General features: G+C 64.6%; 14 protein-coding genes. All 14 read left to right on the top strand.

Features of this window, described 5'->3' with window-relative positions:
- The first annotated feature begins 10 nt into the window (after window positions 1–10).
- The gene (gene dusB, locus AC1RRT_RS00725) at window positions 11–997 is read left to right on the top strand and encodes a tRNA dihydrouridine synthase DusB (RefSeq protein ID WP_493011730.1); all 987 of its coding nucleotides are present in this window, start codon (window positions 11–13) and stop codon (window positions 995–997) included.
- Window positions 997–2,106, top strand: coding sequence for a two-component system sensor histidine kinase NtrB (locus tag AC1RRT_RS00720; RefSeq protein ID WP_493011729.1), 1,110 nt, complete (start codon window positions 997–999; stop codon window positions 2,104–2,106). The genes dusB and AC1RRT_RS00720 overlap by 1 nt, the downstream gene beginning before the upstream one ends.
- On the top strand, window positions 2,103–3,551 hold the full coding sequence (ntrC, locus tag AC1RRT_RS00715) for a nitrogen regulation protein NR(I) (protein ID WP_493011728.1): 1,449 nt from the start codon (window positions 2,103–2,105) through the stop codon (window positions 3,549–3,551). Before AC1RRT_RS00720 ends, ntrC begins: the two co-directional genes overlap by 4 nt.
- A gap of 116 nt (window positions 3,552–3,667) precedes the next feature.
- A complete protein-coding gene (locus tag AC1RRT_RS00710) occupies window positions 3,668–6,028 on the top strand; it encodes a sensor histidine kinase NtrY-like (RefSeq protein WP_493011727.1) in 2,361 nt (786 codons plus the stop codon).
- Entirely contained in the window at window positions 6,018–7,412 is a 1,395-nt protein-coding gene (ntrX, locus tag AC1RRT_RS00705) for a nitrogen assimilation response regulator NtrX (protein WP_493011726.1), read from the top strand. The genes AC1RRT_RS00710 and ntrX overlap by 11 nt, the downstream gene beginning before the upstream one ends.
- Before the next feature lie 35 nt (window positions 7,413–7,447).
- Window positions 7,448–8,344 (top strand): D-amino-acid transaminase, encoded by an 897-nt coding sequence (locus AC1RRT_RS00700; protein ID WP_493011725.1) that lies wholly within the window; start codon window positions 7,448–7,450, stop codon window positions 8,342–8,344.
- A gap of 231 nt (window positions 8,345–8,575) precedes the next feature.
- Complete coding sequence (hfq, locus tag AC1RRT_RS00695) at window positions 8,576–8,848, top strand: RNA chaperone Hfq (RefSeq protein ID WP_493011724.1); 273 nt, start codon at window positions 8,576–8,578, stop codon at window positions 8,846–8,848.
- A gap of 77 nt (window positions 8,849–8,925) precedes the next feature.
- Window positions 8,926–10,254, top strand: a complete 1,329-nt coding sequence (gene hflX / locus AC1RRT_RS00690) for a GTPase HflX (protein WP_493011723.1) — start codon at window positions 8,926–8,928, stop codon at window positions 10,252–10,254.
- Window positions 10,254–11,090, top strand: coding sequence for an inositol monophosphatase family protein (locus AC1RRT_RS00685; protein WP_493011722.1), 837 nt, complete (start codon window positions 10,254–10,256; stop codon window positions 11,088–11,090). Before hflX ends, AC1RRT_RS00685 begins: the two co-directional genes overlap by 1 nt.
- Window positions 11,091–11,099: 9 nt before the next feature.
- The gene (locus AC1RRT_RS00680) at window positions 11,100–11,942 is read left to right on the top strand and encodes an inositol monophosphatase family protein (protein ID WP_493011721.1); all 843 of its coding nucleotides are present in this window, start codon (window positions 11,100–11,102) and stop codon (window positions 11,940–11,942) included.
- A gap of 155 nt (window positions 11,943–12,097) precedes the next feature.
- A complete protein-coding gene (gene gyrA, locus AC1RRT_RS00675; RefSeq protein WP_493011720.1) occupies window positions 12,098–14,830 on the top strand; it encodes a DNA gyrase subunit A in 2,733 nt (910 codons plus the stop codon).
- A 15-nt stretch (window positions 14,831–14,845) separates the two neighbouring features.
- Window positions 14,846–15,367, top strand: a complete 522-nt coding sequence (gene coaD / locus AC1RRT_RS00670) for a pantetheine-phosphate adenylyltransferase (protein ID WP_493011719.1) — start codon at window positions 14,846–14,848, stop codon at window positions 15,365–15,367.
- A complete protein-coding gene (locus tag AC1RRT_RS00665; RefSeq protein WP_493011718.1) occupies window positions 15,364–15,909 on the top strand; it encodes a peptidylprolyl isomerase in 546 nt (181 codons plus the stop codon). The genes coaD and AC1RRT_RS00665 overlap by 4 nt, the downstream gene beginning before the upstream one ends.
- A 15-nt stretch (window positions 15,910–15,924) precedes the next feature.
- Window positions 15,925–16,407, top strand: coding sequence for a peptidylprolyl isomerase (locus tag AC1RRT_RS00660; RefSeq protein ID WP_493011717.1), 483 nt, complete (start codon window positions 15,925–15,927; stop codon window positions 16,405–16,407).
- The last annotated feature ends 27 nt before the right edge of the window (window positions 16,408–16,434 follow it).

Raw genomic sequence — 16,434 nt, 5'->3', positions numbered from 1 at the left:
TGTGTAAAAAATGAGCATAAACGTCGGTCCCGTCTCCATCGCAGATCCGGTCATCCTGGCCCCCATGTCGGGTGTCACGGACCTGCCGTTCCGTCGCCTCGTCAAGCGAAGCGGCGCAGGCTTGGTCGTGTCTGAGATGATTGCCTCCGAGGCCATGGTGCGCGCCTCGCGCCAGTCGCTGAAGATGGCGCAGAACCTGCCCGAAGAGTTTCCGATGTCGGTGCAACTGGCCGGCTGCGAAGGCCATGTGATGGCCGAGGCCGCCAAGCTGAACGAAGACGGCGGCGCTGCCCTGATCGACATCAACATGGGTTGCCCGGTGAAGAAGGTCGTGAACGGCCATGCCGGCTCCGCGCTGATGCGCGACCTGGATCATGCCAAGACGCTGCTGACCGCCACCGTGAAGGCCGTGAAATTGCCCGTCACCCTCAAGATGCGCACCGGCTGGGATGACGCCAACCGCAACGCGCCGGAGCTGGCCCGCATTGCCGAAGGCGAGGGCATCCAGATGCTCACCGTCCATGGCCGCACGCGCTGCCAGCTCTATAACGGCCGAGCCGACTGGAGCTTCGTGCGCAAGGTGAAAGACGCCGTGAAGCTGCCGGTGATCGTCAACGGCGATATCACCACGCTGGATGAAGCCAAGGATGCGCTCGAGCAGTCGGGTGCCGATGGTGTGATGATCGGCCGCGGCGCTTATGGCCGTCCGTGGTTCCTGCGCCAGGTGATCGAATTCCTCAAGACCGGCACGCGCCTGCCCGATCCGGCGCTGAATGAGCAGGAAGCCACCGTGCTGGAACATTACGATGCGATGCTGGAGCATTACGGCGTGCAGACCGGCCTGAAGATCGGCCGCAAGCATGTGGCCTGGTATTCGAAGGGCCTGCCGGGCTCGGCCGAGTTCCGCACCCGCATCATGCAGATCGACGAACCCGAACAGGTGCGTCAGACGATCCGCGATTTCTACGCGCCGCAGCTGGACCGGATGGCTGCCTGATGCAGTCGGTCGAAATCAACGATATCGATCCGGCCCAGGTTCTGGGCGCCATTCCCAATCCCATTCTTGTCGTCGGCCGCCAGGGCGATATCGCTTATGTGAATCCGGCTGCCGAGCAGTTCTTCGATAGTGGCGCGGCCGTGCTGTGCCGTCAGAATCTCCGCGATCTCGTGCCCTTCGGCAGCCCGGTGCTGCAGCTGTTTGCGCAGGTCTTCCGCGAACGCTACAGCGTGTCGGAATACGACGTCGATCTGGGTACGCCGCGTCTGGGCGAGCGGCTTGTCGATGTGCAGATTTCACCAGTGCCCGAGGCCGAGGACCATGTCATCGTGCGCTTCGACGAACGCACCATGGCAGCCAAGATCGACCGTGCGTTGACCCATCGGGGCGCGGCGCGTTCCGTCACCGGCATGGCCGCCGTGCTTGCGCATGAAGTGAAGAATCCGCTCAGCGGCATTCGTGGTGCGGCGCAGCTGCTGGAAGCCAACTGCAGTCCGGCCGACCGCGAACTGACGCGCCTGATCTGCGACGAGACTGATCGCATCTGCGCGCTGGTCGATAGCATGGAAGTGTTTTCCGATAAGCGCATCGAGCGCGGCCCAGTCAACATTCACCAGGTGCTGGAGCATGTGCGCAAAGTGGCGCAGGCCGGCTTCGGCAAGCATCTACGGTTCATCGAGCGTTACGATCCATCGCTGCCGCCGGTGAATGGCAGCCGGGACCAGTTGGTCCAGGTCTTCCTGAATCTGGTGAAGAATGCGGCAGAAGCTGTCGGCGACGATCCCGGCGGCGAAATCATCCTGACCACGGCTTACCGCCATGGCGTGCGACTCGCGGTGCGCGGTTCGCGCGAGCGGTTGCATCTGCCGCTGGAAGTGACGATTCAGGACAATGGCCCCGGCGTGCCCGAGGATATTCGTCCCCATCTGTTCGATCCCTTCGTGACAACCAAGGTCAGCGGTTCTGGCCTCGGTCTTGCATTAGTTGCCAAGATCATTGGCGACCATGGCGGCGTCATCGAGTGCGACAGCCGCCCCCGCCGTACAGTTTTCAGTGCGCGTCTGCCCGTCCACAATACGGCGGCGGAAGAATCCGGAGAGTATGAATGAGTAATAAGGGCACCATTCTCGTCGCCGACGACGACCGCTCGATCCGCACGGTGCTGGATCAGGCGCTTGGCCGGGTCGGCTACCAGGTGCGCTCCACCGGCAATGCCGCCACCCTGTGGCGCTGGGCTTCCGAAGGCGAGGGCGAACTGATCATCACCGATGTGGTGATGCCCGACGAGAACGGCCTCGACCTGCTGCCGCGCATCAAGCGTATCCGTCCTGAAATCCCGATCATCGTGATGAGCGCGCAGAAGACGCTGCTCACCGCCGTAAAGGCCGCCGAGCGCGGCGCCTATGACTATCTGCCCAAGCCCTTCGACCTGAAGGAGCTGCTGCGCGTCGTCGAACGCGCCATGAGCCAGCCCAAGGCGATGCCGTCGGAAGCTGAGGAGCAGGCGGCTGACGAAGAGAAGCTGCCGCTGATCGGCCGTTCGCCGGCCATGCAGGAAATCTATCGCGTGATGGCGCGCCTGATGGGCACCGACCTCACGGTGCTGATCTATGGCGAGAGCGGCACCGGCAAGGAGCTGGTGGCGCGCGCGCTGCATGATTACGGCAAGCGCCGCAACGGGCCCTTCGTGGCGCTGAACATGGCCGCCATTCCGCGCGAGCTGATCGAGAGCGAACTCTTCGGCCACGAGAAGGGCGCCTTCACCGGCGCCGCCAATCGTTACGCCGGCCGCTTCGAGCAGGCCGAGGGCGGCACGCTGTTCCTCGACGAGATCGGCGACATGCCGATCGAGGCGCAGACGCGTCTGCTGCGCGTGCTGCAGCAGGGCGAATACACCACCGTCGGCGGCCGCACGCCGATCCGCACCGATGTGCGCATCGTTGCTGCCACCAACCGCGATCTGCGGCAGGCCGTGAACCAGGGCCTGTTCCGCGAAGACCTTTATTACCGCCTCAACGTCGTGCCGCTGCGCCTGCCGCCGCTGCGCGAGCGTAGTGATGATATCTCCGACCTGGTGCGCCACTTCCTCAACCAGTCGGCTACCCAGGGCCTGCCGCTGAAGACAGTGTCGAGCGAGGCGATGGACCGCCTGCGCCGCTATCGCTGGCCCGGCAACGTGCGCGAGCTGGAAAATCTGGTCCGCCGCCTGGCGGCGCTCTATGCCGAGGACGTCATCGGCATCGAAGTAATCGACAACGAGCTGGCCGAGCCGCCGCAGGCAGCACGCAGCGCCGAGCCGAGCGACGAGGAGACCCTGACCGGGGCCATCGAGCGCCATCTGACCAAGTATTTCTCTGCTCAGGGCGACGACCTGCCGCCGCCGGGCCTGTATGACCGCATGCTGCGCGAGCTGGAAATCCCCCTGATCTCGCTCAGCCTGGCGGCCACCCGGGGCAACCAGATCAAGGCGGCCCATATGCTGGGCCTGAACCGCAACACGCTGCGTAAGAAGATTCGCGACCATAACATCCAGGTCATCCGGGGTCTGAAGTAGGCCTCGGCCTGAATTAGCCCCGAATCCGGGGCCGCAGGGACCCGGCCAAGGGGTGCTGGACGGCCTCGGCTGGGCTATGATCCGCCGATGGCGGGCACAGCACCGATTCACGCATCATGAGCGACGAAAGCATTCCGATGGAGACTGGCGCTCCCGGCGTGCGGCTGTGGCGTCGCGCGCAGGACTGGTTCCGCCGCCATAACCTGATCCGGCATCTGGAAATCGGCCTGGCGGTCGCCGCCCTGGTCGCCGGCACGCTCACCTATCTGGCCATGACGCCCGGCGCCAACCGCGAGCTGACCTCGCGCGAGGTGCAGTTCCTGCTGCTGACCGACCTGGTCGTGCTGCTCAGCCTGACCAGTCTGGTTGCCCGCCGCCTGGTGGTGCTGTGGATGCAGCGTCGGCGCGGTGCCGCCGGCTCGCGGCTGCATGCCCGCATGGTGATGATGTTCGCCGCCGTCACGGCACTGCCCACCGTGATGATGACGCTGTTCGCCGTGCTGTTCTTCAATCTCGGCCTGCAGACCTGGTTCAGCGACCGCGTGAATACCGCAGTGAAAGCCTCGGTTGCCGTGGCCGAGGCCTATATCCAGGAGCACCGCAAGACCATCCGCGCCGACGTGCTGGCCATGGCCGTCGATCTCAACCGCTCGGCGCCGAGCCTGACCCGCAATCCCTATGCCTTCCAGCAGGCGGTGCGACAGCTCTCGCGCCTGCGCGGTCTGGGCGAGGCGATCGTCTTTACGTCCACGGGCGAAATCCTCGCCCGCAATGAACTCAGCCTGCTGATGGAATTCGACCGCGTGCCGCCGCGCGCCATCGAGGATGCCAATGCCGGCCAGGTGGTGATCATCACCGCCGAGACTGACGACCGCGTGCGCGCGCTGGTGCGGCTTGATGGCTATCTCGACGCCTATCTCTTCGTCGGTCGTTATCTGGATGCCAAGGTGCTGGCCGAGCTGGAGCGCACGCGCTCCGCGGCGACGCAGTATACGCGGCTGGAACAGGCGCGCTCGGCGCTGGAGATCAATTTCGCCATCCTGTTCATCCTGGTGTCGCTGCTGCTGCTGCTGGCGGCGATCTGGTTCGGCCTGCTGGTCGCCAACCGGTTGGTCATGCCGATCGGCGAGGTGGTCTCGGCGGCCGAGCGGATCCGCGCTGGCGACCTGACCGCGCGTGTTACCGAACGCGCCGATGACGACGAGATCGCCACGCTGGGCCGCACCTTCAACCGCATGACAGGCCAGCTCGCCGCCCAGCAGGCGGAACTCATTGCCGCAAACCGCCAGTTGGATGAGCGCCGCCGGTTCACCGAAACCGTGCTGGCCGGCGTGTCGGCCGGCGTGATCGGCGTCGATCCGCAGGGGCAGGTGACGCTGCCCAATCCGTCGGCGCTGGCGATGCTGCAGATCACCTTCGATGATATCGTCGGCCGTCCGTTCACCCAGGTGGTGCCGGAAATGGCCGAGCTGTTCGGGGAACTGAACGAGCGCCCGGCCGAAGCGGTGCAGCGCGGGCAGGTGGTGCTGCAGCGGCCCGATGCCACGCGCACGCTGCTGGTACGTATCGCGCGCGAGGTCACCGGCAACGAACTGCTGGGCTATGTCGTCACCTTCGACGACGTCAGTGAGCTGGTGGCGGCGCAGCGCAATGCCGCCTGGGCCGATATCGCGCGGCGCATCGCCCACGAGATCAAGAACCCGCTGACGCCGATCCAGCTCTCGGCCGAGCGGCTCAAGCGCAAATACATGAAGGAAGTGCAGACCGATCCGCAGATTTTCGCCGAGTGCACGGATACGATCATCCGGCAGGTGGGCGATATCGGCCGCATGGTGGATGAATTCTCCACCTTCGCCCGCATGCCGCGTCCGGTCTACCGCGAGGAAGACCTGGGCCAGCTCGTGCGCCAGGGCGTGTTCCTGCAGCAGGTGGCGCGCCCCGAGATCCGTTTCGAGACCGACCTGCCGACCGTGCCGGTGCGACTCAATTGCGATGCTCGCCAGTTGGCGCAGGTCTTCACCAACATCCTGCAGAATGCCATCGATGCCATCGATGGCCGCGAGCGGCCGGCCGGTGTGACGCTGCCGCCGGGCCGTGTTTCGGTCGGCCTGCGCGTCAACGATGGCGCTGCCGACATCACGGTGCTGGACAATGGCCGAGGCCTGCCGCTGGAGAATCGCGACCGCCTGTTCGAGCCCTATGTGACGACGCGCACCAAGGGCACAGGGCTCGGCCTCGCCATCGTCAAGAAGATCATCGAGGAGCATGGCGGCATCATCAGCTTGAGTGATGCCCACCTGCTTGATCCCGCCGCGAAAAATGGTAGCTTGGCGCGCATCCGGCTGCCGGGAATCATTCCGGGCGATCAGGCCGGAGCGGAGCATGCCGTCGGCGACGCACGGCTGCAAAGCCAGGAAGCCCAGAAAAGCCAAGAGACATTGCGCAGGTTGTTAGGTTCGGATCGCCATGGCGCGTGACATTCTGATTGTTGATGACGAAGCGGATATCCGCAATCTGGTGGGCGGCATCCTGCAGGATGAAGGCTATGAGATTCGCATGGCCGGCGATTCCGATGGCGCGTTGCGCGAGATGGAAGCCCGCCGCCCCAATGCGGTAATCCTGGATATCTGGCTGCAGGGCAGCAAGCTCGATGGCCTGGAAATCCTCGATCGCATCATCCGCGACCACAGCAGCGTGCCGGTGATCATGATTTCCGGCCATGGCAATATCGAGACCGCGGTCTCGGCCATCAAGCGCGGCGCCTATGACTATATCGAGAAGCCGTTCAAGAGTGACCGCCTGCTGCTGCTGGTCGAGCGCGCGCTGGAACAGGCGCGGCTGAAGCGCGAGAACGAAGACCTGCGCCAGCGCTCGGGCACTGCCGTCGATCTGGTCGGCACCTCGGCCGCCATCACCGCCCTGCGTCAGGCCATCGAGCGCGTCGCGCCGACCAACAGCCGCGTGCTGATCTCGGGCCCGCCCGGCGCCGGCAAAGAAATGATCGCGCGCCAGATTCACCAGCGCTCGCGCCGCGCCGGCGGTGCCTTCGTGGTGTTCAATATCGCCACCGTGACGCCGGACCGTCTGGAACAGGACCTGTTCGGTATCGAGGAATCCGTGAACGGCCAGCGTCAGCACAAGATCGGCGTGCTGGAAAGCGCTCATGGCGGCACGCTGTTCCTGGATGAAGTGGCCGAGATGTCGGCGGAGTCGCAGGCCAAGCTGCTCCGCGTGCTGACCGAGCAGAGCTTCGAGCGCGTCGGTGGCCGCACGCGTGTGCAGGTCGATGTGCGCATCATTTCGGGCACCGCCCATGACCTCACCGTGCGGGTGGGGCAGGGGCAGTTCCGTCAGGACCTGTTCCATCGCCTGAATGTCGTGCCTTTGAAGGTGCCGGCGCTGCGCGACCGCCGCGAGGATATCCCGCTGCTGGTGAAGCATTTCGCCACCGCCGAGGCGCAGCGCCAGGGCGTGCCGGCGCGCGATCTGGCTGAGGATGCGCTGCTCGCCCTGCAATCCGCCGAATGGCCTGGAAATGTCCGCGAGCTGCGCAATGCCATCGCGCGGCTGCTGATCATGCAGCCGGCCGAGCAGAAGGGCATGATCCATGCCGACATGCTGCCGGCCGATCTGGGCGCGACGCCGCCGGTGGCGCTGCGGCCCGAGACCACCACGGAAGTGATGGCGCTGCCGCTGCGCGAGGCGCGCGAGATGTTCGAGCGCGAATACCTGCTGGCGCAGATCACCCGTTTTGGCGGCAATGTCTCGCGCACCGCCAGTTTCATCGGCATGGAGCGCTCGGCGCTGCATCGTAAGCTCAAAGCGCTCGGCGTGGTCAACCTCGACCGCCCAGGAAACTGATTCCGGGAAACTAATCTTCTGAAAGGCGAAGATCCATGTCGCGTGTCGTCTATGTCAACGGCCAGTATGTTCCCTATGGCCAGGCCGCCGTGCATGTCGAGGATCGCGGCTTCCAGTTCGCCGACGGCGTCTATGAAGTGATCGCGGTGATCAACGGCCGGCTGGTGGATCTGGCCGGCCATCTCGACCGCCTCGACCGCAGCCTCGACGAATTGCAGATCGACCGCCCGATGGCGCGCGGTTCGCTGATGGTGGTGCTGAACGAAACCGTGCGGCGCAACCGCGTGACCGAAGGCAGCGTCTACCTGCAGGTCACCCGCGGTACGGCGCGCCGCGAATTCTCCTTCCCCGTCGACACGCCGCCCAGCCTGATCGTCATCGGTCGTCACGCCAACATGGCTGCTGCCAATGACAAGGCGGCCAAGGGCGTCGCCGCCATCACGCGGCCCGACATCCGCTGGGGCCGTTGCGACATCAAGACCGTCGGCCTGCTGCCGGCGGCGCTGGCCAAGCAGGCCGCGAAGGAAGCCGGTGCCTATGAGGCCCTGCTGGTCGATCGTGACGGCTTCATCACCGAGGGCAGTTCGTCCAATGCCTGGATCGTCACCAAGGACAACGTGCTGGTGACGCGCAGGCTGGGCAACGACATCCTGGGCGGCATCACCCGCAACGCGGTGATCGAGCTGGCGAAGCGCGAGGGCCTCAAGTTCGAGGAACGCGCCTTCACGGTCGCCGAGGCGCAGGGCGCCAAGGAAGCCTTCGTGTCATCCACCACGTCTTACGTGATGCCGATCGTCACCATCGACGGCAAGCCGGTCGGCAATGGCGGTCCGGGCGTGGTGGCCGCGAAGCTGCGCAGCCTCTATGAGGCGCATGCGGAAGCCCATGGCAGCGGCAAGGCGGACTGGGACGCGCCCTTTATCGCGCCCTAATATTGCGCTGGATGCAGTGATCCTGAATGGTCCGTACACGAGACCGTGCGCATGGCGTGACGGGATGCCGCACTGCACGCCATTGTTTTGCCACTTTCCAAAATTAATGGTTTAATCGTGGAGCGTGGGGCAGCGGCCGCCGCCTCCGCAGGACCCATCCGGTGCGTACAGGCCGGGCCTGGGAAAAAATAAAATAAATACAACAACATAAGAAAAGAAAGGTCCATAACAATGGCCGCCGACAAGCCTCAGAACGTCCAGGACGTTTTCCTCAACCACATCCGCAAGACCAAGACCCCGGTGACCGTCTTCCTGGTCAACGGCGTGAAGCTGCAGGGCATCATCAGCTGGTTCGATAACTTCTCGGTGCTGCTGCGCCGCGATGGCCACATGCAGCTGGTCTACAAGCATGCCATTTCGACGGTCATGCCGTCCGGCCCGATCCAGCTCTTTGACCCGGCCGCCCAGGGTGGCGCTGCCGCCGGTGCGGGGGAACAGGGCTGAGCCAGAGGGTTTGTTCTCTCTGGAGCGATGCCTCATCCCCAGTGCATTGGGCGTTACGCATCGTGTAAGTTTGGCTCATGTCTGAATACGATTATTCGGAAGACGAGCGCGCCCGGCGCGCGCTCGTTCTTCATCCATTTCTGAAGGCCGCCAATGCCAAGGCGGTGGCGACCGCACAGCGCCGCCGCCCCGAGGCGCGCCTGGAAGAGGCCGTGGGCCTCGCCGCAGCGATCAACCTGGATGTGGTGCGCGGCGACGCCATCCCGCTGTCCAACTGGCGCCCTGGGACCCTGATCGGGCCTGGCAAGGCCGACGAGCTCGCCGCCTGGATCGACGAGAATCCGGTCGATGTGGTGATCGTCGATGCCGCCGTCACCCCGGTGCAGCAGCGCAATCTGGAAAAGGCGCTGAAGGCCAAGGTGATCGACCGCACCGGCCTCATCCTAGAAATCTTCGGTGCCCGCGCCCGCACCAAGGAAGGCCGCCTGCAGGTCGAACTGGCGCATCTGAATTACCAGCGCTCGCGCCTGGTGCGGTCCTGGACCCACTTGGAACGCCAGCGTGGCGGCTTCGGCTTCCTCGGCGGCCCCGGCGAAAGCCAGCTCGAAATCGACCGTCGCCTGATCGGCGACCGCATCATCCGCATCAAGGAAGAACTGGCGCAGGTGGTGAACACGCGCTCGCTGCATCGTCGGGCGCGCCAGAAGGTGCCTTATCCGGTGGTGGCGTTGGTCGGCTACACCAATGCCGGCAAGTCGACGCTGTTCAACCGGCTGACCAATGCCGATGTCTTCGCGAAAGACCTGCTGTTCGCCACGCTTGATCCCACCATGCGCACCGTGCGCCTGCCGTCGGGCCGCAACATCATCCTGAGCGACACGGTCGGTTTCATCTCCGAACTGCCGACGCATCTCGTGGCCGCTTTCCGCGCCACGCTGGAAGAGGTGATCTCGGCCAACCTGATCCTGCATGTGCGCGACCTGTCGCACCCAGACACCGAAGCCCAGGCCGCCGATGTGCAGGACGTACTTGCGTCGCTGGGCATCGGCGACAGCAGCAGCCATGCGCGGCTCGATGCCTGGAACAAGGCCGACCTGCTGCCGGCGCCCGAGCGCGAGGTGCTGCAGAACCAGGCCGACCGCCAGGACGACGTGGTGCTGATCTCGGCACTCGATGGCTACGGCATCGACACGTTGCTGCAACGCATCGATGCGAGACTGGATCACGACCGCGTGGAAATGGATGTCACGCTGGATGCCGGCGACGGCGCGGCCATCGCCTGGCTGCACCGCCACGGCGAGGTGCTGGAGATGCAGGAAACCGACGGCCATCTGAAGCTGTCGGTCGCCTTCAGCCAGGCCGAGGCGGGCAAGTGGCTCAAGCGTCAGGAAGGGAAGGCTGTGTAATGACCGGTTCGGTTCAGATCGACATGGATGCCGTGCGGCTGCTGATGGAAGAGGCGGCGCGCACCACCATCCTGCCGCACTTCCGCAAGCTGGAGGCCAAACAGATCGACCAGAAGGCTGGTCCGCATGACGTGGTCACCGTGGCCGACAAGGCCTCGGAAGAGTTTCTCACGCCGCGCCTGCAGGCGCTGGTGCCCGGCTCCACCGTGGTGGGCGAGGAGGCCAGCAGTGCTGACGAGGGCATCATGGATGCTCTGCGGCGCCCCGGGTATGCCTGGCTGATCGATCCGATCGACGGCACCGCCAATTTCGCCGTCGGCAGCGCGATTTTCGCTGTGATGGTGGCGCTGGTGAAGGATGGCGATGCGGTCGCCGCCTGGATCTACGATCCGATCCGCAACATCTGCGCCATGGCGCAGAAGGGCAAGGGCACCGTGATTCGGGAGGCAGACGGCACCCTGCGCAAGGTGCAGATGCCAAAGCCGCCGTCGCTGGCCCATATCTCGGGCGCGCCCAACCTGCGCTATGGCGACCGCGACTTCGCCGCCCGCATCGCCCATCGCATGGACAAGACCGCTGGCGTGATGATCCTGCGCTGCGCCGGCCAGGAATATCTCGCCATGCTGGACGGCCACTTCCATTACGCGGTCTACAACCGCGCCATGCCTTGGGATCACACGGCCGGCTGCCTGCTGATCACCGAGGCCGGCGGCATCGCCAAACGGCTCGATGGCAGCCTTTATCGCGCGGCCGACAAGCCCTTCATAAGCCCCCTGGTGGTGGCCTGTGGCGAGGATCAGTGGAACTGGCTGAAGGTCGGCATCTTCGACGCCTGAGCCGTTTTCATGACCGCCATCGACATGCAGGCTGTGGGTGACCTGCTGCTGCAGGCCGGACGCGACATCATCATGCCGCGGTTCCGCCGCCTGCGGGCAGAGGATGTCACCGAGAAAAACGGCCATCGCGACCTGGTCACCATCGCCGACGAAGAGGCGGAAGCGTTCCTTACGCCACGTTTGGAGGCTCTGGTGCCCGGTTCGCGCACGGTGGGCGAGGAAGCGGTCGGCCGCAACCCGGCGCTGGCAGACCTGCTGCGCGAGCCCGGCCTGAGCTGGCTGATCGACCCTATTGACGGCACGGCCAGCTTTGCCGTCGGCTGCGCCTTCTTTGCCTGCATGGTTGCGCTGGTCAAAGACGGCGATGCAATTGCGAGCTGGATTCTCGATCCGCCCAGCGGCCGCCTGTTTATGGCCGAAAAGGGCGCCGGGGCCTGGCTGCGCGAACCCACCTCAGCAGAGAATGGCGGCAGCCTGCAGCGCCTGCGCACGGCCGATCCGCCATCGCTGGCGCATATCTCTGGCGTGGCGAATTACGGCATCAGCGATCGTGAATTGGGTGTGCGTCTGGCGCGCCGGATCGATCGCACCGCCGGCGTGCTGAACATGCGCTGTTCGGGCCAGGAATATCCCGCCATCGCACTGGGGCAGATCCATTACGCGCTGTACGGCCGCGGAATCCCCTGGGATCACGCCCCAGGTACGCTGCTGGTTTCTGAGGCCGGCGGAGTCGTCCGCAGGCTCAACGGCGCGCTCTATCGGGCGTCCGATCCGCCAGGCGGAAGCCCCATGCTGGCAGCCTGTGGCGAAGACCAGTGGAACTGGCTGAAAACCGGTCTTTTTGACCCCTGATTTCAGGGGGTAAAACACCCCCCGGAACGTTGCTGCGACGACCCCCGACATGGTAGTTTTCCCGACCTGATTCCAGGGCCGATTCCGGTCCGTTTCGGGCATGCGATTCCGCTCAAAAAACGCCCTTTAAAACCCTAGTTCCGGATGCCCCTTACGTGACCGATCAGACCAAGTCTCCGCAGGACATTCAGCCGATCTCCATCGAAGAGGAGATGCAGCGTTCCTACCTGGGTTACGCCATGAGCGTGATCGTGTCGCGTGCGCTGCCCGATGCGCGCGACGGTCTGAAACCCGTGCATCGCCGCATTCTCTACTCGATGCACGAGAACGGTTATCTGTCCGACAAGCCCTATCGCAAGTCTGCCCGCGTCGTCGGCGACGTGATGGGTAAGTATCACCCGCATGGCGACCAGTCGATCTACGACGCCATGGTGCGCATGGCGCAGCCCTTCTCGATGAGCCAGCTGCTGCTGGATGGCCAGGGCAATTTCGGCTCGATGGACGGCGATAAGGCCGCAGCGATGCGTTACACCGAAATCCGCTTGGAAAAGGCGGCGGAAGCGCTGCTGACGGATATCGACAAGGACACCATCGATTTCCAGGCCAACTACGACGACAGCACCCGTGAACCCACGGTGCTGCCCGCCCAGTATCCCAACCTGCTCGTCAACGGCGCCAATGGCATCGCCGTCGGCATGGCCACCAACATCCCGCCCCATAACATGGGCGAGGTGATCGATGCCTGCTGCGCCTATGTCGACAACACCGAGGTGACGCTGGAGCAACTGCTCGAAATCCTGCCGGCGCCCGACTTCCCCACCGGCGGCATCATCCTGGGACGCGCCGGCGCCAAGTCGGCCATGTGGACGGGCCGCGGCTCGGTGATCGTGCGCGGCAAGGTGCATTTCGAGGAAATCCGCAAGGATCGCGAAGCCATCATCATCACCGAGATCCCGTATCAGGTGAACAAGGCCTCGATGATCGAAAAGATGGCCGAGTTGGTGCGCGCCAAGAAGATCGAGGGCATTTCCGATCTGCGCGATGAGTCCGACCGCGACGGCGTGCGCGTGGTGGTCGAGATCAAGCGCGACGCCATGGCCGACGTGGTGCTGAACCAGCTCTACCGCTTCACGCCGCTGCAGAGCAGTTTCGGCGTCAACATGCTGGCGCTGAACGCCGGCAAGCCCGAACTGCTGAACATCAAGCAACTGATTGGCGCCTTCGTGAACTTCCGCGAGGAAGTGATCCTGCGCCGCACCCGCTTCCTGCTGGGCAAGGCGCGCGACCGCGCCCATGTCTTGGTCGGTCTGGCCATCGCTGTGGCCAATATCGACGAGGTGATCAAGACCATCCGCGCCGCACCCGACCCGCAGACCGCCCGCGACCAGCTGATGACCCGCGAGTGGCCGGCCCATGACGTGGCCGACATGATCGGGCTGATCGATGACCTGAGCCACAAGGTGATCGACGGCAAGTACAAGCTGTCGGAGACCCAGGCCCGCGCCATCCTCGACCTGCGCCTGCAGCGCCTGACTGCGCTGGGCCGCGACGAGATCGGCGACGAGATGAAGACTCTGGCCGAGGAGATCAACGAATATCTCTCGATCCTGGGCAGCCGCGACAAGCTGATGGGCATCCTGCGCGCCGAACTGGTCTCGATGCGCGAGCGCTTCGCCGTGCCGCGTCGGACCCAGATCGCCGAGATGGAGTTCGAGCAGGACGACGAGGACCTGATCCAGCGCGAGGACATGGTGCTGACGGTCAGCTTCGGCGGTTACGTCAAGCGCACGCCGCTGTCGACCTATCGCCTGCAGAAGCGCGGCGGCAAGGGCCGCACCGGCATGAGCACCAAGGACGAGGACTTTGTCACCCGCGTGCTGGTCGCCAGCACGCATACGCCGGTGCTGTTCTTCTCCAATATCGGTCGCGTCTACAAGATGAAGGTCTATCGCCTGCCGGAAGGCACGCCGCAGTCGCGCGGCAAGGCCTTCGTCAACCTGCTGCCACTGGCGGAAGGCGAGAAGATTACCCAGGTGCTGCCGCTGCCCGAGGATGAGGCCAAGTGGGGCGAGCTGCATGTCATGTTCGCCACCGCCAAGGGCTATGTCCGCCGCAACGATCTCAGCGACTTCGTCTCGATCAACGCCAACGGCAAGATCGCCATGAAGTTCGAGGGCGAGGATGCCGACGACCGTCTGGTCGGCGTTCTGCCCTGCACCGAGCAGGACGACATTCTGCTGGCGTCTTACGCCGGCAAGTGCGTGCGCTTCCCGGTGGCCGATGTCCGCACCTTCCAGAGCCGCGCCTCCACCGGCGTGCGCGGCATGAAGCTGGCCGACGGGGATCATGTCATCTCGATGTCGGTGCTGCGCCATATCGAGACCGCACCGGAAGAGCGCGAGGCCTACCTCAAGTATGCCACGGCTCAGCGCCGCATCCGCGAGGGCGAAACCGGCGTCGAGTTGGCGTCCGACCTGCCGATGCAGCGCATCACCGAGCTGCAGGCCGCCGAGCAGTTCATCCTTACCGCTACGGAAAAGGGCTACGGCAAACGCAGCTCGGCCTATGAATACCGCATCACCAGCCGCGGCGGTTCGGGCATCATCAATATCGAGACGACCGCGAAGAACGGCAACGTCACGGCGGCCTTCCCGGTCGAGCATGACGACCAGCTCATGCTGGTCACCGATGGCGGCCAGGTTATCCGCTGCCCGGTCGACGATATCCGCATCGCCGGCCGCAGCACCCAGGGCGTCATCATCTTCAAGCTGGGTGACGGCGAGAAGGTTGCGTCGGTCGCGCATTTGCCGGAAAGTGGCCCCAATGAAGCGGGGCAGGATGAAGGCTCCGCCGACGATGCCGGTGATGTGGAGAGCGATCCGGCGTAAATCTGGGGAGGCGTAATGACCAGGCAGCGGATCGGATTGTACCCGGGCACTTTCGATCCGGTTACCAAGGGGCATTACGACATCATCAAGCGCGCGGCCAAGCTGGTCGACAAGCTGGTGGTCGGCGTCGCCGTCAATGTCGGCAAGGGTCCGCTGTTCTCGCTGGAAGAGCGCGTCGAGATGGTGCGCGAGGAGATCGGTCCGCTGATGCCCGGCGCCACCGAGTTCGAGGTGAAGCCCTTCTCCAACCTGCTGATGCATTTCGCCATGGACCTGGGCGCGGTCATGATCATCCGTGGCCTGCGCGCGGTGTCGGACTTTGAATACGAGTTCCAGATGGTGGGCATGAATGCCCGCCTGAACTCCGAGATCGAGACCGTATTCCTGATGGCATCCGACAACCACCAGTTCATCGCCTCCCGCCTGGTCAAGGAAATCGCCATGCTGGGCGGCGACATCAATCCGTTCGTCTCGCCGCGCGTGGCCGAGCGCATGCGTGTCAGCATCGCCGCCCGCAAGGAAAAGGGTGAAGAATGATCCGTCGCAGTTTCCTCGGTCTCGGCCTGGCCGCTCTACTGGCGCCAGCCGCGGTTCAGGCGCAGTCCAGCGATCCCGAGAACACGCTGTTCATGGACCTGGAATTCGGCCGCGTGGTGATCGTGATGCGCCCCGACCTGGCGCCGAACCATGTGAAGCGCATCAAGGAACTGGTGCGCAAGAATTTCTATGATGGCGTGGTGTTCCATCGCGTCATCCGCGGCTTCATGGCGCAGACCGGCGATCCGACCGGCACCGGCGCCGGCGGCTCGGGCCAGAAGCTGAATGCCGAGTTCAGCGCCGAGCAGCATCGCCGGGGCACGGTCTCGATGGCCCGCACCAACAATCCCAACAGCGCCGACAGCCAGTTCTTCATCTGCCTCGACGATGCGCCGCACCTGAACAACCAGTATACCGTCTGGGGCCGGGTGGTGAGCGGCATGGAGCTGGTCGACCGCATCAAGAAGGGCGCGCCCGGCTCGGGCGCCGTGGACGGCCCCGACAAGATCATCAAGCTGCGCGTGGCAGCTGACGTTAAGTAAGAAGGATTTCCTCTCATGAGCGACGACCTGGACAATACCCTCTATCTCGAACTGAAAGATGGTCGCGTCACCATCAAGCTGCGCCCCGACCTCGCGCCGAACCATGTCGCGCGCATCAAGGAACTGGCTGGCCAGCATTTCTACGATGGCCTGAAGTTCCACCGCGTCATCGAGGGCTTCATGGCCCAGACCGGCGACCCGCGCGGCGACGGCACCGGCGGTTCGGGCCAGAACCTGAAGGCGGAATTCTCCAAGGAGCCGCATGTGCGCGGCACCTGCTCGATGGCGCGCGCCCAGAACCCGAACAGCGCCGACAGCCAGTTCTTCATCTGCTTCGCCGATGCCCGCTTCCTCGACGGCCAGTACACCGTCTGGGGCGAGGTGACCGAGGGCATGGAGCATGTCGACGCCATCAAGCGCGGCAGCCAGGCCAAGAATGGCAGCGTGACCGATCCGGACAAGATCATCTCGCTGCGTCTCGCCGGCGACGACGCCTGATCGCGGCCCTCCGTAGAGGGGGCGTGA

The sequence above is a fragment of the Ferrovibrio sp. GW821-FHT12B10 genome (genome assembly GCF_058807515.1).
The sequence above is the reverse complement of the archived record's forward strand: the minus strand, read 5'-3'. Positions and strand labels throughout refer to the sequence as shown.

Coding starts and splice junctions, on each gene's coding strand:
- AC1RRT_RS00710 (WP_493011727.1), top strand. CDS start 3,668: ATGAGCGACGAAAGCATTCCGATGGAGACTGGCGCTCCCGGCGTGCGG.
- ntrC (WP_493011728.1), top strand. CDS start 2,103: ATGAGTAATAAGGGCACCATTCTCGTCGCCGACGACGACCGCTCGATC.
- hflX (WP_493011723.1), top strand. CDS start 8,926: ATGTCTGAATACGATTATTCGGAAGACGAGCGCGCCCGGCGCGCGCTC.
- hfq (WP_493011724.1), top strand. CDS start 8,576: ATGGCCGCCGACAAGCCTCAGAACGTCCAGGACGTTTTCCTCAACCAC.
- AC1RRT_RS00665 (WP_493011718.1), top strand. CDS start 15,364: ATGATCCGTCGCAGTTTCCTCGGTCTCGGCCTGGCCGCTCTACTGGCG.
- dusB (WP_493011730.1), top strand. CDS start 11: ATGAGCATAAACGTCGGTCCCGTCTCCATCGCAGATCCGGTCATCCTG.
- AC1RRT_RS00700 (WP_493011725.1), top strand. CDS start 7,448: ATGTCGCGTGTCGTCTATGTCAACGGCCAGTATGTTCCCTATGGCCAG.
- AC1RRT_RS00660 (WP_493011717.1), top strand. CDS start 15,925: ATGAGCGACGACCTGGACAATACCCTCTATCTCGAACTGAAAGATGGT.
- AC1RRT_RS00720 (WP_493011729.1), top strand. CDS start 997: ATGCAGTCGGTCGAAATCAACGATATCGATCCGGCCCAGGTTCTGGGC.
- ntrX (WP_493011726.1), top strand. CDS start 6,018: ATGGCGCGTGACATTCTGATTGTTGATGACGAAGCGGATATCCGCAAT.
- AC1RRT_RS00680 (WP_493011721.1), top strand. CDS start 11,100: ATGACCGCCATCGACATGCAGGCTGTGGGTGACCTGCTGCTGCAGGCC.
- coaD (WP_493011719.1), top strand. CDS start 14,846: ATGACCAGGCAGCGGATCGGATTGTACCCGGGCACTTTCGATCCGGTT.
- AC1RRT_RS00685 (WP_493011722.1), top strand. CDS start 10,254: ATGACCGGTTCGGTTCAGATCGACATGGATGCCGTGCGGCTGCTGATG.